This window comes from Nitrospira sp., assembly GCA_024998565.1.
Taxonomy (GTDB): domain Bacteria; phylum Nitrospirota; class Nitrospiria; order Nitrospirales; family Nitrospiraceae; genus Nitrospira_A.
Genome location: JACOEM010000013.1, coordinates 48,090 through 64,664 on the forward strand (window position 1 = coordinate 48,090; position 16,575 = coordinate 64,664).

Here is a 16,575-nt window from a genome sequence, read left to right on the forward strand (position 1 = left end):
TTCAACGCAACTGGGGCAATTCGCTATTCGGCGCCGGTGGCTTTGACTGATAGATCGGCATGGCCTCCGCCATCCATTCCTCCAGCTGCTCGATTCTCGTCTCGTGGCTGGGGTGGGTCGACATGAATTCAGACGCCGATTTGCCGCCGGAGAGTTCGCCCATTCGCGTCCAAAGCTGAATCGATTCCCGTGGGTCATATCCGGCATCTGCCGCGAGCAACACGCCGACATAGTCGGCCTCGGACTCGTGTTTCCGGCTGAACGGAAGCAACACCCCGACTTGTGCACCGACACCCAATGCCGCCATCGCTCCTTGCGAGACCACTGGGTTGGCGCCGCTGACGCCCAGCGCGATTCCGATCGCCTGCAGTGTGGTCTGCGCCAGGGTATTTTGACTCATTCGTTCCCCGCCGTGCCGTGCCAACGCATGCACGACCTCATGGCCCATCACGGCCGCAAGTCCGGCCTCGGTCTTGGCCACCGGAAAAATACCGGTGTAGACGGCGATCTTTCCGCCCGGCAACGCAAACGCGTTCATCGTCTTGTCATCCTTGATGACGGTCACTTCCCATTCGAATTGATTCGCCATCTCGCTGTACTTGGACCGCTTGGCAGCCTCGATCACCCGCGCCGCCACCCGTTTGACCGGTTCAATCTCACGCGGATCGGTCGATTGTTTCATCTTCGGATCATTCTTCACTTCGGCATAGGCCTGGGCCCCCATCTGCGTTTCCTGAGACATCGGCATCATCATCAACTGCCAACGCCCAGTGTAAGGGTTGGTCTGGCAACCTGTGGTCACCAGCATCCCGAGCACAACCCCTGCCAGGCACAGCATGTTCGATCGCATCATGAACGTCCGTATCCTGACCGTCTTCCGTTGAGCCTCCATCACGCCTCCACAAATTGACCAGTCCGATGAGCTCTGTTAGATTACCGCGCCGCCCGGCCAGTTGCTACATGGGAGTTTCACCGAGTGCCTGCCGCCACCAACCTCTCATCGCTCAGTCGCATCGGAATCGACGAGTCAGGCAAGGGGGACTACTTCGGCCCGCTGGTCATCGCCGCAGTGTTCGTCACACCGGCCTTGGAACAGGACCTGGCCCTGATGCAGGTCCGGGACAGCAAGAAAATCTCCGACGGGCGGATCCTCGAAATGGCGCCCGACATCCGCCTGCTCTGCCCCCATAGTCTCGTAGCCATCGGGCCGCAGCGATACAACGAGCTGTATGCCAAGATCAAAAATTTGAATCGTCTCCTGGCCTGGGGACATGCCCGCGCGCTGGAAAATCTGCTCCAGCAAGTCGACTGTGACCTGGCCATCGCGGACCAGTTCGGAGACGAGCGATTGATCTTGAATGCACTGCAGGAAAAGGGGAAACAGATACGGCTGGTTCAACGTACGAAAGCGGAGTCCGACCTGGCTGTGGCAGCGGCCTCGATCCTGGCTCGAGCGGAGTTTCTTCAGCGCCTCGATCGACTCTCTCAAGAGCTGAGCACCACACTGCCCAAGGGCGCGTCGGCGGCCGTGGAACTGGCCGGGCGAATGGTGGTCAAGAAATACGGACGTGACCGGTTGGAGACCGTCGCCAAGCTGCACTTCAAGACAACGAAGCAGGTCCTGGGAGAAACCTAGAAGGATTCACCGATTTCCAGGTTCTTGGCCTGATCGTGATCCACGGCCCCTTTCACCTCAGTTGCCGGATCCCCTTCCCAATACAGCATCCGATAGCAATAGGGGCAGGTATGGACATCTTCCCCGCGCTTAACCTGCGAGACCAACTGCGGCGGCAATTGGAGACGGCACCCTACGCAAATGCCGTCCTTGATGAGTGCCAGCGCCTGCTCTTTCCTCGTGGTTTTGAGCTTGTTGTATCGAGCCAGGAGTGATTTGTCGACTTGTCCCGAGAGCTGCTTCTGCTTGACCTCTAATTCGGCCAGCTCGGTTGCAAGCACCTGATCCTTCTCGTCCAACTTTGCCTTCTCTTTGATGAAGAGGGCTTCGGATTCCTTCAGCTTTGCCTGCACATCGACAATGGTTCGCTGCGTCTGCTCGATCTGCTCCATCGCCAGCAGAATTTTTTCTTCAATCTCGCCCCTCTTCTTGTTGGCAAGTTCCACTTCGAAGAGATGCGCCTGATATTCCTGATTCGTTTTTAACTGGGCGGCGCGGTCCTTCATCTTACCGATACGGTCTTCGTGCGCCTCAAGATCCTTCTCGTGGCCACGGCGTTCCTTGACGAGAGCGTCGACAGAAGCCGAAGCCTCCTGAAACACACGCTTCGCCTCGCGAAGCGGCGCCTCATTTTCTTCAAGCCGCTCGGGGATTTTTCGCCGCTGCTCCTTGAGATCGGCGATTCGAAGGTCGAGCTTCTGCAATTCAATAAGGGGGGAAAGCTGTAGGTTCAACGGGCTCCTTGTGGGTTATGCGATACCGATGTCGACCGGACACCGTTCGCACGGAATTCATCGTGCGGCACTCAGGTTGGTGGGCCCACTAGGACTTGAACCTAGGACCAGCTGATTATGAGTCAGCCGCTCTAACCACCTGAGCTATGGGCCCAGCCCTACGAGCCAGTCGCCTGGACACAGATTGCATGAGGGCATCCCTCATGCCGGCCGGTCATCAGGCATACACACGCCGCCGGCACCTGATTCGAGCGGGCTCGATTCTAGGCTGCCGATCAGGCAGAGTCAAACCAGCCGGACAGCGCGACTAGAGGCTCTCCACAAAGCTGCGCAACTTCTTGCTGCGACTCGGGTGTCGAAGCTTGCGCAACGCTTTCGCTTCGATCTGCCGGATGCGCTCGCGAGTCACTTCGAAATCCTGCCCCACCTCCTCGAGAGTATGATCGGTGGCCTCGCCAATCCCGAACCGTTTGCGCAACACCTTTTCCTCTCGAGGCGTGAGGGTTTCCAGCGCGCCGTTGATCTGGCGTTGCAAATCATACCGGATCGCGGCTTCCAGTGGCGAGACCGCCTTCTTGTCCTCGATAAAGTCCCCCAAGTGACTGTCTTCTTCCTCACCAATCGGGGTTTCGAGCGAAATCGGTTCGCGCGCGATTTTCAGAATTTTTCGCACCTTGTCGAGCGGCAAGTCCATGCGCTCGGCGATCTCTTCCGGCGTCGGTTCGCGGCCGAGCTTTTGCACCAGATGGCGCGAGGTCCGGATCAGCTTGTTGATCGTTTCGATCATATGGACCGGGATGCGGATGGTCCGGGCCTGGTCGGCAATGGCACGAGTGATCGCCTGCCGGATCCACCAGGTGGCGTAGGTGCTGAATTTGTACCCGCGCTTGTACTCAAATTTATCGACTGCCTTCATGAGGCCGATGTTGCCCTCCTGGATCAGATCCAGGAACTGCAGACCCCGGTTCGTGTACTTCTTGGCGATACTCACGACCAATCGCAGGTTGGCTTCAACAAGCTCCGCCTTTCCGCGCTTCACTTTTTCTTCGGCCACATCGAGATGCTTGACCGCGTCCTTAATTTCTTCGGCAGAAATCAGCGCCTCTTCCGTCTCAAGCTGGCGAATCCGTCCCTTGGCCGCCTGATAGTGCTTCTTGATGTCCTGTAGTACCTCTTCGGAGAGGCTGGTCCGCCGTTTGACCGCGAGAAGATCCTTGTGTGTCCGACACAAGCGCCGCAAGAGCTCCGCACCGGCTTCACCGCCGACACCCAGACGACGTTGGCAGCTCGTGACCTCACGCTCTGCTTGGCGGAACAACAGATTGAGGTCACGAACCCGCTGCGTCATCCGGTCTTTCAACACGCCGTGCAGATTGACCGACTCCATCTTGTCGACGACCTGCCCGCGTACCGTATCGATCTGTTTGCGCAGTCTCTTCTGCTTCTCCGGATCGGCGCCCACATGGCGAGCCTTGTCGTACAAGTCTTTCAGCGAGGCCGAGACCTTGCGAACCGCGTTGAGAGAATCCAGCGTCTTGACCCGCAACTCTTCGTAGTCCTTCTCGACGGCTTCTTCTTCAAAGTCTTCTTCCGTCTCGACCACCGGCACAATCTCTCGCACATCGATCTTGCCGTTCTTCAGCTGATCCCGCAGATTAAGCACGAACTCCAGAGTCATCGGGAGGCCGTAGACGACCGTGGCGATATCTTTCTTGCCCTCCTCGATCCGCTTGGCAATCTCGATTTCGCCTTCGCGGCTCAGCAGCGCGACGCTTCCCATCTCTTTCAAGTAGAGCCTGACGGGATCGTCGGTTCGGCTTAGGGCCCCAGGTGTCAGATCGATCTCTTTTTCATTTTCCTCGGACGCCTCGGATTCTTCGCTCTCCTCGATGGCCTCTTCGCCTTCCGCAGCCTTCGGGGCGCGCTCGGTGTCAGCGGACTCCACAATCTCAATGTCCATTTCGCCGAACATCGTCATGATCGTGCTGAACTGGTCCGATGACACGACATCGGCCGGCAACGTGCTGTTGAGATCGTCGTAAGTGAGAAAGCCCTTCTCTTTGCCGAGATTGATGAGCTTCTTCACTTCGCCGAGTAATTCTTGTTTCGGCATACCTACTCCTTCACCGCAGACGTCAGCGCAGCCGGCATCACGCCGGCTTTCCGAATCCGCATCTCGTTAATCAATCCGTTCAGGCGGTGCACATCCGCTTCACGCCGCTCCCGTTCGGCGGCCTTCAACTCCTGAATCAGCGCACCCATGGTCCGCTCACGACCTCTCCGCTCGAGCGTGTCCAAACATCCGGCAATATGTGCAGGGACATCATCATAATGCTGCTCCAGCATCGACAACTCAGACACCAACGAGCCACAATCCTCGTCATTGATCAGCGCATCCAACAGGCCCCGGACGGATACCCGCCCATCCTGCTCAAGATGCTGCATCGCGCATTCAATCAGTCGGCGATAAGCCGGTGCGGAAAAGGCGTCCGGCGACAACTTCCGAAGATCCTCGGCCGACAGACTTCCCTGCACCAGGAGATGTGCCAGATCACGCTCCTCCGGGTTGCCCTTCGGTTTCGACGCCGCCGCAGTTGGCGGGGCCGTGGGACGGGAAGAAGGCCGGCGTGTCTCCTCGGATGCCAACGTCGGATAGCGATCGATCAATCGTTGCTGACTGAGTCCCAACCGTTCCGCGACTAGACGGATCCGTTCCTCTCGTTCGATAGGATGGGCGCTTTTCTGCAGAATCCGTAACACCGCATCCACGGCGCGGATCCGGTCTTCCACGGTCCCGGACTCAGCCGTCCGCAGACTATGCTCTACGGCAAAATCCAGCAGACTCGGGGCCGCTCCGTGTAAAGCCGTAAACCCTTCGGCTCCGTATTTCCTCACGTATGTATCGGGATCATCTCCCTCCGGAAGCGAGACAACCTTAACGCTCAACCCACTGTTGACGAATAAGTCCAACGTTCGCAGTGCAGCCCGTACCCCGGCCTGATCAGGATCGAACAACAGCACGACATTGGAAGCAAATCGCCTGATCACAGCAATGTGTTCGGCGGTCAGGGCTGTACCCAATGTGGCGGCCACATGACGGATGCCGGCCTGGTGCAACGCGACGGCATCGAAATACCCTTCCACAATAATTAATGTGTGTTGCTGCCCCGCCGCCTCACGGCCCGCTTCCAGGGCGAACAAGGTCTGCCCTTTCTTAAAGAGCGGCGTCTCGGGGGAGTTCAAATACTTGGGCATCCCCTCTCCAAGAATCCGTCCGCCGAACGCCACGACCCGTTTGCGCAAATCCACGATGGGAAACATGACCCGGGAACGGAACCGATCGTAGTGGCCTGACACGGCGGTTTTCTGTTGTCCGCTCTGATCTCGCGGAATGGACAGGCCCGCGGCAACCAGATCCGCAGGAGTGAAGCCCTCTTTCAACATGGCTTTGGTCAATCCATCCCATTCCTGCGGAGCATAGCCGATTTGAAACTGGGCAATCGTGTGGTGCTGAATGCCGCGCCCATCGAGATACGCACGGGCAGGAGCACCGGCGGTGTGATCCAGTAACATGCGCTGATAATAGGCCCCGGCGGCAGCATTGAGCCGTTCCAGCCGACCCAGCTGCGTGCGCGCCTCGCTGGAATATCCACCGGCCGACTCCGGCACATCCACCCCTACCTTGCGGCCCAGATCACGAACAATCTCAGGAAAGCCGGCCCCGGTCAATTTCATCAGAAACGTAAACACGTTGCCGCCGGCGCCGCAGCCGAAGCAGTGAAAGATCTGTCGCGAAGAGCTGACCGTAAAGGAGGGAGACTTTTCTTGATGGAACGGACAGAGCCCCTTGAGATTCTGGCCGGCTCGGGTCAATGCCACGTGGTGACCCACGATCTCCGCGATGTCCACTCGGTCTCTGATTTGGTTGATGACGTCGTCCGAAATCAGGCCTTGGCCCACGGCGGTCCTCGCTTATGCCCGCAGGAATCCAACCAGGCTGCAGCCGGCTGGAGTGCATTGAGCGCGATTGAAAGTTGACCGTTCACCCTAACAAACGGTCCGTATGAGTGTCAATCGAGGAGAGGAGCGGATTATCCCGGAGGCCAGGCCATGTGCCTTCCGCCGAGCACATGAAGATGGAGATGAAACACGGTCTGCCCGCTCTCCGCTCCAGTGTTCGTCACAATCCGATAGCCGGATTCAGCCAGGTTTTTCATGCCTGCAATTTTTGAGCAGGTCAACAAAAGATGCCCTAGGAGAGCCTGGTCTCCCTCTCGACAGTCCTGCACCGCGGCCACATGGCGTTTCGGAATCACCAGGATATGGACCGGGGCCTGGGCATTGATGTCATCGAATGCCAGAACCTGATCATCCTGGTACACAATTTTGGCAGGAATACCGCCTTCGACAATGCGACAAAAAATACAGTTATCCACGTGATCCCTCCTCAGGCGAGGGCCGGATCCCGGACTTTCCGAATCGAGTCCCGAGTTCACGATACACCTCGTTCAGCGTCACATCGTGGTACCCCAGCACCAGCAAGGTGTGAAAGAGCAGATCGGCTGTCTCGTAGATGATCTCATCCCGCTTTTGATTCTTTGCGGCAATGATCACTTCTCCCGCCTCTTCTGCCACCTTCTTGAGAATGCGATCAGCTCCGCCCTGCAAGAGTTTCGACACATAGGAGTCGGGCTGCGGACTGGCCTTCCGGCTCAAAATGGTCTGATACACCCGATCCAAGATCCCGCCACCGGCATCCTGGGTTTTCTCCTCACCGGCCTGCCCCTCTTGCGTCATACGGGCGAAAAAGCAGGCACGTTCACCGGTATGGCAGGTCGGTCCGACAGGTTCCGCTTTCACGAGGATCGTGTCACGATCACAATCGACAAAGAGGTCCTTCACCTTGAGGAAATGCCCGGACGTCTCGCCCTTCTCCCACAACTTCCGGCGAGACCGGCTCCAAAAGTGAACGGACCGCGTCTGAAGTGTCTTGGCAATGGCATCTTGATTCATATACCCGACCATCAGCACGGTACCATCCAGCCAATCTTGAATCACAGCAGGGATCAACCCCTGCCCGTCAAACGTCATGGCCCGACTTTCTTTCGACATCACCTTCTGCTCCATCTAGGCTGGGCTCAGTCTCACCGGGACCCCGCGGTCTCGCAGATAGGCCTTCGCCTGCTGAATGGTATGGGTTCGATAATGAAAGATCGAGGCGGCCAGGACGGCGTCCGCCTTCCCTTTCACCAACCCTTCGTAGAGATGCTCCAAGGTCCCCACCCCGCCCGAGGCAATCACCGGAATCGAGAGACGCTCCGAAATCGCCGCAGTCAGCGCCAAATCATACCCGTTCTGGCGACCATCCTGGTCCATACTGGTCAGGAGGATCTCTCCGGCCCCGTACCCTTCCATCCGTTGCGCCCACTCGACTGCGTCCAGACCGGTTGGTTTTCTTCCACCGTGGGTAAATACTTCCCAGCGACCCGCCTGGCCGGACTGTTTGGCGTCGATCGCCACCACGATGCACTGGGTACCGAATCGCTGGGCAGCCTCGCGAACAAATTCCGGTTGCTGCACCGCCGTCGTATTGATACTCACTTTGTCGGCCCCGGCGTTCAGCAAGGTCCGAATATCATCCAACGTACGCACCCCGCCTCCGACCGTAAGCGGCATAAACACACGAGCGGCGGTTTGCTCCACTACATCGATGATGGTCTTGCGGTTTTCGTGTGAGGCGGTGATATCCAAAAAGCACAATTCGTCCGCGCCTTCGCGATCATAGATGGTCGCTACCTCGACCGGATCGCCGGCATCCCGCAAATTCACAAAGCTCACGCCTTTGACGACTCGACCATCCTTCACATCCAAGCAGGGAATAATGCGTTTGGTCAGCATAGAGGTTTGTGGCGTGTGACATGTGGAATCTGAAGGGAGCCGGTTCTTGTTGCGCGCAGCCTCATGCAAGCTCCTCAACGTATTCCGATGGCTGCAACCGCTGCCGCATAATCCAATTTCCCGTCGTAGAGGGCCTTGCCGACGATGGCCCCCTCCACGCGAGGACCGAGCGCATGCACCGCCTGCAGATCTTCCACACGCGTGATGCCACCGGACGCGATGACGGGAAATGACGAACAATCAACGACTTCTCGCAACGCCGTCAGGTTCGGCCCATTGAGCATTCCATCCCGGGCGATATCGGTGTAAATGACGGCCCCCAGTTCAAGGCCGGCAAGTTCTTTGAGGAGATCGATGGCCTTGGTTTCGGACACTGCCGTCCAGCCCTTCACCGCGACCTTCCCGTCTCGCGCGTCGAGTCCCAACAAAATACGCCGAGGGAACTCCTGACAGGCCTGCGCCAGAAACGTTCGATCCATAAGGGCAGCCGTGCCGAGCACCACGCGCGCCACACCCGCATGGAGATATCGCCGCACGGTCTCAATGGTCCGGATTCCACCTCCCACCTGCACCTTCACGCTGACTGTCTTCATGACCGCTTCGATCTGGGTAAGATTCTTCGGCTCCCCATCGACGGCGCCGTTCAGATCGACGACATGAATAAGATCGGCGCCTTGCTGCTGCCAGCGGCCGGCCACCGAGGGCACGTCTTCGGAATACACCGTTTCAGCGGCCATGTCGCCCTGCCGCAATCGGACGCAACGGCCGTCTTTGAGATCAATTGCCGGAATTACACGCATACCACCACCTGTCGCAACACGTTCATTTTGCCTCACCCGCTGCGCCACCATAGGGAAACGCGTCCGCCAATTCGGCCGCTCCATAGGCGGCTAGCTCCTCGGCAGTGACAAACGCGCCATAGCGCTGCACGAAGCCTAGGAAGTCTTCCGTCATCGGCCGCTGCTTCTCATAGTAGTTGCCCTCCCACAGGACCGTACCGTCCGGCGCGACCAGGTTCACCTCGAATCCTACGGCGGCGGGCGGGTCCGCGCCCAGTCGACTACCGACACGTTCCTGATAGACGAGCACCTTGCCGCTGAGTGCCGCATCGGCTCCGAGCCGTTGCGCGATCTTGTGGGCCGGCATCGGTTCCGTCGCAGTCCCCGCGGAAATTTCCCGCGCAACTCTTACGGATTCGTTGGGGGAAAGCAGTCGCAACCCTGATCGGGCTTTGAGTTTTGTCCACATCAAATCCGTGACTTTCTCACCTGCAGAGGCCGGCACGCGATGAGTCTGGCGCACGGACTCATCGGTCGTTGGAGGAACCCCGACAGCCATGTCGGACCGTCTTGCGCCGGACGGGACGGGAAACGCGGGCCCGGACGCCTCGACCGCTTGAGGAGTCGCCATCGTTTCAAACGGAATGAGGGCGATTGTGCGGACCGGATACTTTTCCAACTGCGACGAGGCTTTGGACGTCACTTTCGTCCCGCTGCAGCCCGCCAGAAGCAGCAACGCCATCGGAATCCATAGCGCCCGCACAGACCAGCCTCTCACGTCCAGGCCCCGAAGTTCTTGATCACTTGAAGTCCGACCGCTTGGCTTTTTTCAGGATGAAACTGACAGGCGACGACATTGTCTTTCCACACGGCAGATGCAAAGGACCGCCCGTACTCGGTCACGGTGGCGATCACCGAGGACTCAACCGGCTCAACGTAGTAGGAATGTACAAAATAACAATAGCTACCGGTCGCGATGCCTGCAAACGGAGGGGCGGATTGCACGATTTGAATCTCGTTCCACCCCATATGCGGCACTTTCAGCGGGGGCTCCAGCACAATTTTTTTCACCCGCCCCGGTATGATGCCGAGACCTTTGTGCACCCCGAACTCTTCACTCTCCGTGAACAGCAATTGCAGTCCCAGGCAGATGCCCAGAAAAGGTTTTCCGGATTGAACGGCGGCATGAATCGGCGCGATCAATTCATACCGTTCCAGATTCGCCATGCAATCCCCGAAGGCTCCCACGCCGGGCAATACCACGTGACTGGCATCCGCAATGACGCGAGCCTCGCGCGTGACCACCGCCTGATGTCCCATCGCCTCAAAGGCCTTGGAGACACTCCGCAAATTACCCATGCCGTAATCGATGATGGCAATCATATATCGCGTTCGGAGACGGCCCGTGGGGACTCGGTGGACGACGGATAGGCCGGCAGACACTGCCCCGCTCGCACCACCGCTGTTACCTAGAGGCTTCCCTTCGTGGAGAGGACGGCCCCAGACAAACGCTCTTCCAACGCGGTGGCTTGATCCAACGCTCGGGCCAACGCCTTGAAGATAGCTTCCATAATGTGGTGCGGATTGCGTCCGTACTGGAGATTCACATGCAGATTCAGCCCACCGTGGGTCACAAAGGCCTGGAAAAAATCCTCAAAGAGGCCCAGGTCGAATGTCTTGATCTTTCGATCCGGCAAATTGACGTTGTACACCAGATAAGGGCGCCCGCTGAGATCCACCGTCACCTGGGCGAGGGTTTCATCCAGCGGGACCGAGGCGAATCCGAATCGCTTGATCCCCGCCTTTTCACCCAAGGCCTGATTCAGCGCCTTGCCCATGACGATCCCGACGTCTTCTACCGTATGATGTTCGTCGATGTCGATATCGCCCTTGGCCTGGACCGTCAGGTCAAAGAACCCATGCTTGGCAAGCAGATCCAGCATGTGGTCGAAGAACCGGATGGAGGTCTCGACCTTGCCCTGGCCGGTGCCGTCCAGAGTCCATTCGACGCGGATGTCCGTTTCCTTCGTAGCACGGTGAAGCGAGGCCTGCCTGGGAACACCGTTCTTTTTCATGCGAACCTGCTTTGGGCTGATTTGGCGTGCGCATCGAAGCCCTCGATATGCGCCAGTCGGACGATATGATCCTTGGCTTTCGTCAACTCTTCCTTGGTGTAATGCACGATGTTGCTCACCTTCACGTAATCGTTGACCGACAACGGCGAAAAGAAGCGGGCCGTCGCCCCGGTCGGCAACACATGGTTCGGACCGGCGACGTAATCCGCCACCGCAGGCGGTGTATACCGGCCCAGAAACAGGGCCCCGGCGTGCCGAACCTGTTCCAAATAATCGAACGGCCGGTCGACCGAGAGGGTAAGATGCTCGGGCGCGATCGCATTCGCCACCTCAATGGCTTCATCCATGGTAGGAACGACGAATGCCACAAAATGTCGGGCAATCGACTTCGCCGCAATTTTCTCTCGTTGCAAGCCTTTCAACTGCACCTGAATCAGGCGCACCACTTCTTTGGCCAACGACGCGGAGGTCGTCACGAGGTAGACCTGCGCATCTTCGTCATGCTCCGCCTCGCAGAGCAGATCCGCCGCCACATGTGCCGGCTTGGCGTCATCATCCGCCACCACGAGCAACTCACTGGGACCGGCCACCATATCGATACCGACGGTGCCATAGAGCAGTCGCTTGGCCGTAGCGACGAAAATATTGCCGGGCCCCACAATTTTATCGACTTTGGCGATGGTCTTCGTCCCGAACGCCATCGCGCCGATGGCCTGCACACCGCCGACGCGGTAGATTTCATCCACACCGGCAATATCCGCGGCTACCAACAGATAGGGATTGATCTCGCCTTTTGGGGTCGGGGTACACATCACGATACGCCGAACACCCGCCACTTTTGCAGGAATCGCGCACATCAATACCGACGAGGGATACACGGCCTTGCCGCCCGGCACATACACGCCGACGGCGTCCAGGGACGTGACCATCTGACCGAGTGTGGCGTTCTGTTCCTGGTACATCCAGGTTTTGGTGCGCTGACGCTCATGGAATTGCCGGACACGTTCCGCGGCATAGCGGAGGGAATCCCCCTCATCCTTGCGAATGTGGTAGTAGGCCTCTTTGATGTCTTCGGGAGCGACACGCATGTGATCGAGCTTCAAGGACAGCCGATCGAACTTTTTCGTATACCGGAGGACTGCACGATCCCCGCCCCGCTCCACGGCCTTCAGAATCGTGCGCACGCTCTTCTCCACGCCTGCGCCTTGACTGCGCGAGCGGGTTACGATTTTTCGCAACGCCTTGTCATACGCCCGATCGGTGCTCGCCAGAATGGTCATATCATCTGTCCCGCCGCTTCGACACCGGCCACGAACTGAGAGACTTACGTTTATGCGCGCACTGCAGCCCCGCGGCCATCTTCCACCGCTACAGCAGCGCGCAGCCGCTCGATCAACACCTTGAGCGGCTCATGTTTCAATTTGAGGCTGGCCCGGTTCACAATCAACCTGGCGGTCGAGTGCGTGATCACCTCAACCTCCGCCAAGTCATGCGCCTTAAGCGTACTGCCCGTTTCAACCAAATCGACAATTCGATCGGCTAATCCGACAATCGGCGCGAGTTCGATAGAACCGTACAGTTTCACAATTTCGACCGGCACCCCACGCTGATTGAAATACCGTTCGGTGACGTTGGGGTACTTCGTCGCCACACGAATCTTCGACGACCACCGGTCCGGCGAGGGCTGCCCCTGCAGTGCGGCGACCGAGATTCTACACGCTCCGACCTTCAAATCCAACGGCTCATAGACGTCGCTCCCCTGCTCCAGCAACACATCTTTACCGACCACCCCGACATCCGCCGCTCCGTGCTCGACATAGGTGGGCACATCGGTCGGCCTGACGATCAGGAAAGTGGCATCGTTGGACGAACAGGCAAACACCAACTTACGACTCTCCGTCGACAGGCCGGGACTGTAGTAGCCGGCTTGTTTCAGCAGATGCAGCACCGGCCCCAACAACTTGCCCTTGGACAGCGCAATGGTCAGGCCCTGCGACTTCTTGCTGCGTGATTTCGTCGCCCCCACGGTCACTTCCCCTTTCTTCGCTCCACGCTGGCGCCTAATGCTCTGAACTTCTCCTCGAGACGCTCGTAGCCTCGATCGAGATGGTAGACTCGCGAGACTTCCGTCGTGCCCTCGGCGGCGAGCCCGGCCACGATCAATCCGGCGCTGGCGCGAAGGTCCGAGGCCATGACCGGTGCGCCCGTCAACCGCTCTTTCCCTGTAATGACGACCCGGTTTCCTTCGACTCGAATATCCGCGCCCATACGGCGCAACTCCTCCACATGCATGAACCGGCTTTCGAAAATCGTTTCTGTGACGACGCTGGTCCCTTCGGCCACAGACATGAGCGCGACAAACTGCGCCTGCATATCGGTGGGAAATCCAGGATGCGGACTGGTCCGGACATTCGTCCCCTTCAGCCGTCCGGTGACCTTGAGGCGAATCCGTTCCTTTTCCTCGATCAACTCCACGCCACTTTCCCGCAGTTTGACCAACAGCGGCTCCATGTGCTTAGGTCGACAGCAATCCACCACCACCTCACCACCGGTAATGGCTCCGGCGACAAGATAGGTACCCGCCTCAATCCGGTCGGGAATCACGGCATGATCCGCGCCGTGCAGCTCCGTCACACCATCAATCGTAATCATGTCCGTGCCCGCCCCGCTGATGCGCGCGCCACGCTTGACGAGAAAGGCGGCCAGATCGGTAATTTCAGGTTCTTTCGCCGCGTTTTCGAGCACTGTAGTTCCCTCGGCCAGGACGGCTGCCATCATGAGGTTCTCAGTGCCGGTCACGCTGGGCGTATCGAAGTAGATGCGAGCTCCTCTCAAACGACGCGCCGTCGCCTTGATATAGCCGTGCTCGATTTCGACGGTCGCGCCCATTTTTTCCAAGCCCGCGAGGTGGAAGTTGACCGGGCGAGACCCTATCGCACAACCGCCAGGGAGCGACACCTTCGCTTCACCCAATCTGGCCACGAGGGGGCCCAGCACTAAAACAGACGCCCGCATGGTTCGAACAAGATCGTACGGCGCTTCGGTGGAAGCAATCGCCTGAGCCTCCACAATCGTATGATTCGCCTCTTGCGCGACGGAAATGCCCAGCATGCCGAGCAACTTTCCCATCGTAAGCACATCGACGACCCGAGGCATATTCGAGAGCACACATTCGCCGCCTCCAAGAATGGTCGATGCGAGAATGGGCAATGCCGCGTTTTTCGCCCCGCTAGTGCGGACTTCTCCTCGTAGCGGCCTGCCGCCCTGGATGATGATCTGGTCCATGAGAATTACGAAGACGATCCGCCCGTTGCCGCTAGCATGCCTAGTTGACGATCAAGGGACTCGACCTCTCCTCCTTCTTCTCGAAGCAAACCACGCGGTCAATGCCACCTTCGTCCCGCAGAACATCGTAGGTGCGAAACCATCCGCTTTTCTCGGCTTCGCGACAGACCGACGCCGCCTGACCGAGGCCCACTTCCATCAGCAGCACCCCCCCGGACTTCAAATAGACGGGCGCTTGCTGCAGAAGCCGACGATGTACATCCATTCCATCAGGCCCGCCGGCTAACGCCAAACGCGGCTCGAAACATCGTACCTCCGGCTGGAGCGTCACCAGATCGAAGTCGGCGATATAGGGCGGATTCGACACAACCACGTCCACCTGACTCGCCCACCCACGTTCGGCCAACGGTGCCAGCAGATCTCCCTGTACACATTCAATTCGCGCATCGAGTCCGTGTTGTTCCATATTGGCCCGCGCCACAGCCAACGCGTCACCCGAGGCATCGATCGCCAGCACTCGCGCATCAGCTAGGGCCGAGGCCACAGACACAGCCAGGCAACCGGACCCGGTTCCCACATCTACCACAACCGCCGCGGGATTCTGCCTGCATCGACGGATCGTCCCCTGAACCAATAAGACACTCTCTGGCCGCGGGATAAGGACAGCGGAGGTGACACGAAACTCCCGGCCGCAAAACTCCTGCGTGCCCAGCAGATACTGCAGCGGCTCACGGTTGGCGCGCCGTGCAACCAACTCTTGCACGTTCGCATAATCCACGGCCGACACAGGACGCTCACCCTGTACCCTTTGCATGAGCGGGGAAAGATGCAGCACATGCTCCAGCAGCCAGGCTGCCTCCAATGCAGGCTCCTCGATACCGGCCACGTGCAGACTCCGCTGAGCTTCAGCCAGCGCAGAACGGATGCTTCCTGCGGGGCTAGCGGCGATGCCGAGTTGATCCATACTCATTTCGTTTCCAGGGAAGCCAAATGTTCATAGTGTGCGCGTAGCGCCTGAACAATCTCTTCCAGATCCCCGGCCAAGACTTGATCGAGTTTGTGCACCGTCAGTCCGATGCGATGATCCGTCACACGGTTTTGAGGGAAATTGTACGTGCGGATCTTTTCGCTTCGGTCGCCCGTTCCCACCTGCGATTTACGGTTTTGTGCGATTTCCGCTTCCTGTTTTTCACGCTCGGCTTCGACAATCCGCGCCCGCAAATTCCGCATGGCTTTCGTTCGATTCTTGAGCTGCGACCGCTCATCCTGGCAGCTGACGACCACGCCGGTCGGGATGTGGGTAATCCGGACCGCCGAATAGGTCGTATTGACACTCTGCCCGCCCGCTCCCGACGAACAAAACGTGTCGATACGCAAATCCTTCGGGTCGATATGCACGTCGACCTCATCCACCTCCGGCATGACCGCCACCGTCACCGTCGAGGTATGAATTCTTCCGCTGGCTTCAGTGGTCGGCACGCGCTGCACGCGGTGCACTCCACTTTCGTACCGGAGTCGACCGTACGCACCCTTTCCTTCGAGTAGCGCAATCACTTCTCGATACCCACCGATGCCGGTCTCAGACGCATCCACGACTTCTAATTTGAGCCGGTTGCGCTCAGCATACTTCAGGTACATCCGGAACAAATCTCCGGCAAACAGTGCCGCCTCGTCCCCGCCCGTTCCCGCCCGGATTTCCAGAAACATGTTCTTCTCATCACGGGGATCCTTCGGAGTGAGAAAATCTTTGGCGCGATGTTCGAAATCCAGCACCTGCTGCTTCAGATGGTCGCTCTCCTCCGCAAATAGCTGCTTCATGTCTGCCCCTGTTGAGGCGTCCTGGAGCATGGCGGATACGTCCTCCAACTGCTTCTTTGCCTCGCAATAGGCGACAAATTGCAGCGCTGGCTCTTCCAACTCTGTCCGTTCCTTGTTCAGCTTGTGGATCATCCCAGGCTGATTCAGGACAGACGGATCCATGAGCTGATTAGTCAGCTCTTGGAAGCGCGCAGCCATGCCTTCCCACTTCTTGATCAGCCCGTCTTCCATATCCCGCCCATTCCGGCCGTAGCCCGCTTGACCCCAAAAAACAAGAGACCCTGCCCCAAAAGGAAGCAGGGTCTCCATGA

The 16,575-nt window shown here is 58.5% G+C and carries 17 protein-coding genes and 1 tRNA gene; 1 reads left to right on the forward strand and 17 read right to left on the reverse strand.

The window, feature by feature from the left end; translation table 11 throughout:
• Position 1: 1 nt before the first annotated feature.
• Entirely contained in the window at positions 2-892 is an 891-nt protein-coding gene (locus H8K11_17575) for a M48 family metalloprotease (GenBank protein ID MCS6265561.1), read from the reverse strand.
• A gap of 33 nt (positions 893-925) precedes the next feature.
• On the opposite strand from H8K11_17575, the gene rnhC reads away from it, so the two are divergent.
• Complete coding sequence (gene rnhC / locus H8K11_17580; protein MCS6265562.1) at positions 926-1,636, forward strand: ribonuclease HIII; 711 nt, start codon at positions 926-928, stop codon at positions 1,634-1,636.
• Here rnhC and H8K11_17585 read toward each other — a convergent pair.
• The 16 genes from H8K11_17585 to prfA all read right to left on the reverse strand — a co-directional run bounded on the left by H8K11_17585 (position 1,633) and on the right by prfA (position 16,495).
• Positions 1,633-2,409: a hypothetical protein gene (locus H8K11_17585; GenBank protein MCS6265563.1), complete on the reverse strand. Its 777-nt coding sequence runs from the start codon at positions 2,407-2,409 to the stop codon at positions 1,633-1,635. The two genes, rnhC and H8K11_17585, sit on opposite strands and share 4 nt — an antisense overlap.
• 77 nt (positions 2,410-2,486) lie before the next feature.
• Positions 2,487-2,563: transfer RNA gene (locus H8K11_17590), tRNA-Ile, on the reverse strand.
• A 153-nt stretch (positions 2,564-2,716) separates the two neighbouring features.
• Complete coding sequence (rpoD, locus tag H8K11_17595) at positions 2,717-4,522, reverse strand: RNA polymerase sigma factor RpoD (GenBank protein ID MCS6265564.1); 1,806 nt, start codon at positions 4,520-4,522, stop codon at positions 2,717-2,719.
• A 2-nt stretch (positions 4,523-4,524) separates the two neighbouring features.
• The gene (locus H8K11_17600; protein ID MCS6265565.1) at positions 4,525-6,369 is read right to left on the reverse strand and encodes a DNA primase; all 1,845 of its coding nucleotides are present in this window, start codon (positions 6,367-6,369) and stop codon (positions 4,525-4,527) included.
• A 131-nt stretch (positions 6,370-6,500) separates the two neighbouring features.
• The gene (locus H8K11_17605) at positions 6,501-6,845 is read right to left on the reverse strand and encodes a histidine triad nucleotide-binding protein (GenBank protein ID MCS6265566.1); all 345 of its coding nucleotides are present in this window, start codon (positions 6,843-6,845) and stop codon (positions 6,501-6,503) included.
• Positions 6,838-7,521, reverse strand: coding sequence for a bifunctional phosphoribosyl-AMP cyclohydrolase/phosphoribosyl-ATP diphosphatase HisIE (locus H8K11_17610; GenBank protein ID MCS6265567.1), 684 nt, complete (start codon positions 7,519-7,521; stop codon positions 6,838-6,840). The genes H8K11_17605 and H8K11_17610 overlap by 8 nt, the downstream gene beginning before the upstream one ends.
• A gap of 15 nt (positions 7,522-7,536) precedes the next feature.
• On the reverse strand, positions 7,537-8,307 hold the full coding sequence (hisF, locus tag H8K11_17615) for an imidazole glycerol phosphate synthase subunit HisF (protein MCS6265568.1): 771 nt from the start codon (positions 8,305-8,307) through the stop codon (positions 7,537-7,539).
• 74 nt (positions 8,308-8,381) lie between these two features.
• A complete protein-coding gene (gene hisA, locus H8K11_17620) occupies positions 8,382-9,107 on the reverse strand; it encodes a 1-(5-phosphoribosyl)-5-[(5-phosphoribosylamino)methylideneamino]imidazole-4-carboxamide isomerase (protein MCS6265569.1) in 726 nt (241 codons plus the stop codon).
• 22 nt (positions 9,108-9,129) lie between these two features.
• Positions 9,130-9,828, reverse strand: coding sequence for a hypothetical protein (locus tag H8K11_17625; GenBank protein MCS6265570.1), 699 nt, complete (start codon positions 9,826-9,828; stop codon positions 9,130-9,132).
• A gap of 32 nt (positions 9,829-9,860) precedes the next feature.
• Positions 9,861-10,469 carry an imidazole glycerol phosphate synthase subunit HisH gene (hisH, locus tag H8K11_17630; GenBank protein MCS6265571.1) on the reverse strand — a complete coding sequence of 203 codons (609 nt, stop codon included), beginning with the start codon at positions 10,467-10,469 and terminating at the stop codon, positions 9,861-9,863.
• An 86-nt stretch (positions 10,470-10,555) separates the two neighbouring features.
• A complete protein-coding gene (gene hisB / locus H8K11_17635) occupies positions 10,556-11,161 on the reverse strand; it encodes an imidazoleglycerol-phosphate dehydratase HisB (protein MCS6265572.1) in 606 nt (201 codons plus the stop codon).
• The gene (hisD, locus tag H8K11_17640; protein ID MCS6265573.1) at positions 11,158-12,441 is read right to left on the reverse strand and encodes a histidinol dehydrogenase; all 1,284 of its coding nucleotides are present in this window, start codon (positions 12,439-12,441) and stop codon (positions 11,158-11,160) included. Before hisD ends, hisB begins: the two co-directional genes overlap by 4 nt.
• 50 nt (positions 12,442-12,491) lie before the next feature.
• The gene (locus tag H8K11_17645) at positions 12,492-13,148 is read right to left on the reverse strand and encodes an ATP phosphoribosyltransferase (protein MCS6265574.1); all 657 of its coding nucleotides are present in this window, start codon (positions 13,146-13,148) and stop codon (positions 12,492-12,494) included.
• 41 nt (positions 13,149-13,189) lie between these two features.
• Complete coding sequence (murA, locus tag H8K11_17650) at positions 13,190-14,446, reverse strand: UDP-N-acetylglucosamine 1-carboxyvinyltransferase (protein MCS6265575.1); 1,257 nt, start codon at positions 14,444-14,446, stop codon at positions 13,190-13,192.
• A 40-nt stretch (positions 14,447-14,486) separates the two neighbouring features.
• Positions 14,487-15,416, reverse strand: coding sequence for a peptide chain release factor N(5)-glutamine methyltransferase (prmC, locus tag H8K11_17655; protein ID MCS6265576.1), 930 nt, complete (start codon positions 15,414-15,416; stop codon positions 14,487-14,489).
• On the reverse strand, positions 15,413-16,495 hold the full coding sequence (gene prfA / locus H8K11_17660) for a peptide chain release factor 1 (GenBank protein MCS6265577.1): 1,083 nt from the start codon (positions 16,493-16,495) through the stop codon (positions 15,413-15,415). Before prfA ends, prmC begins: the two co-directional genes overlap by 4 nt.
• Positions 16,496-16,575: the final 80 nt, after the last annotated feature.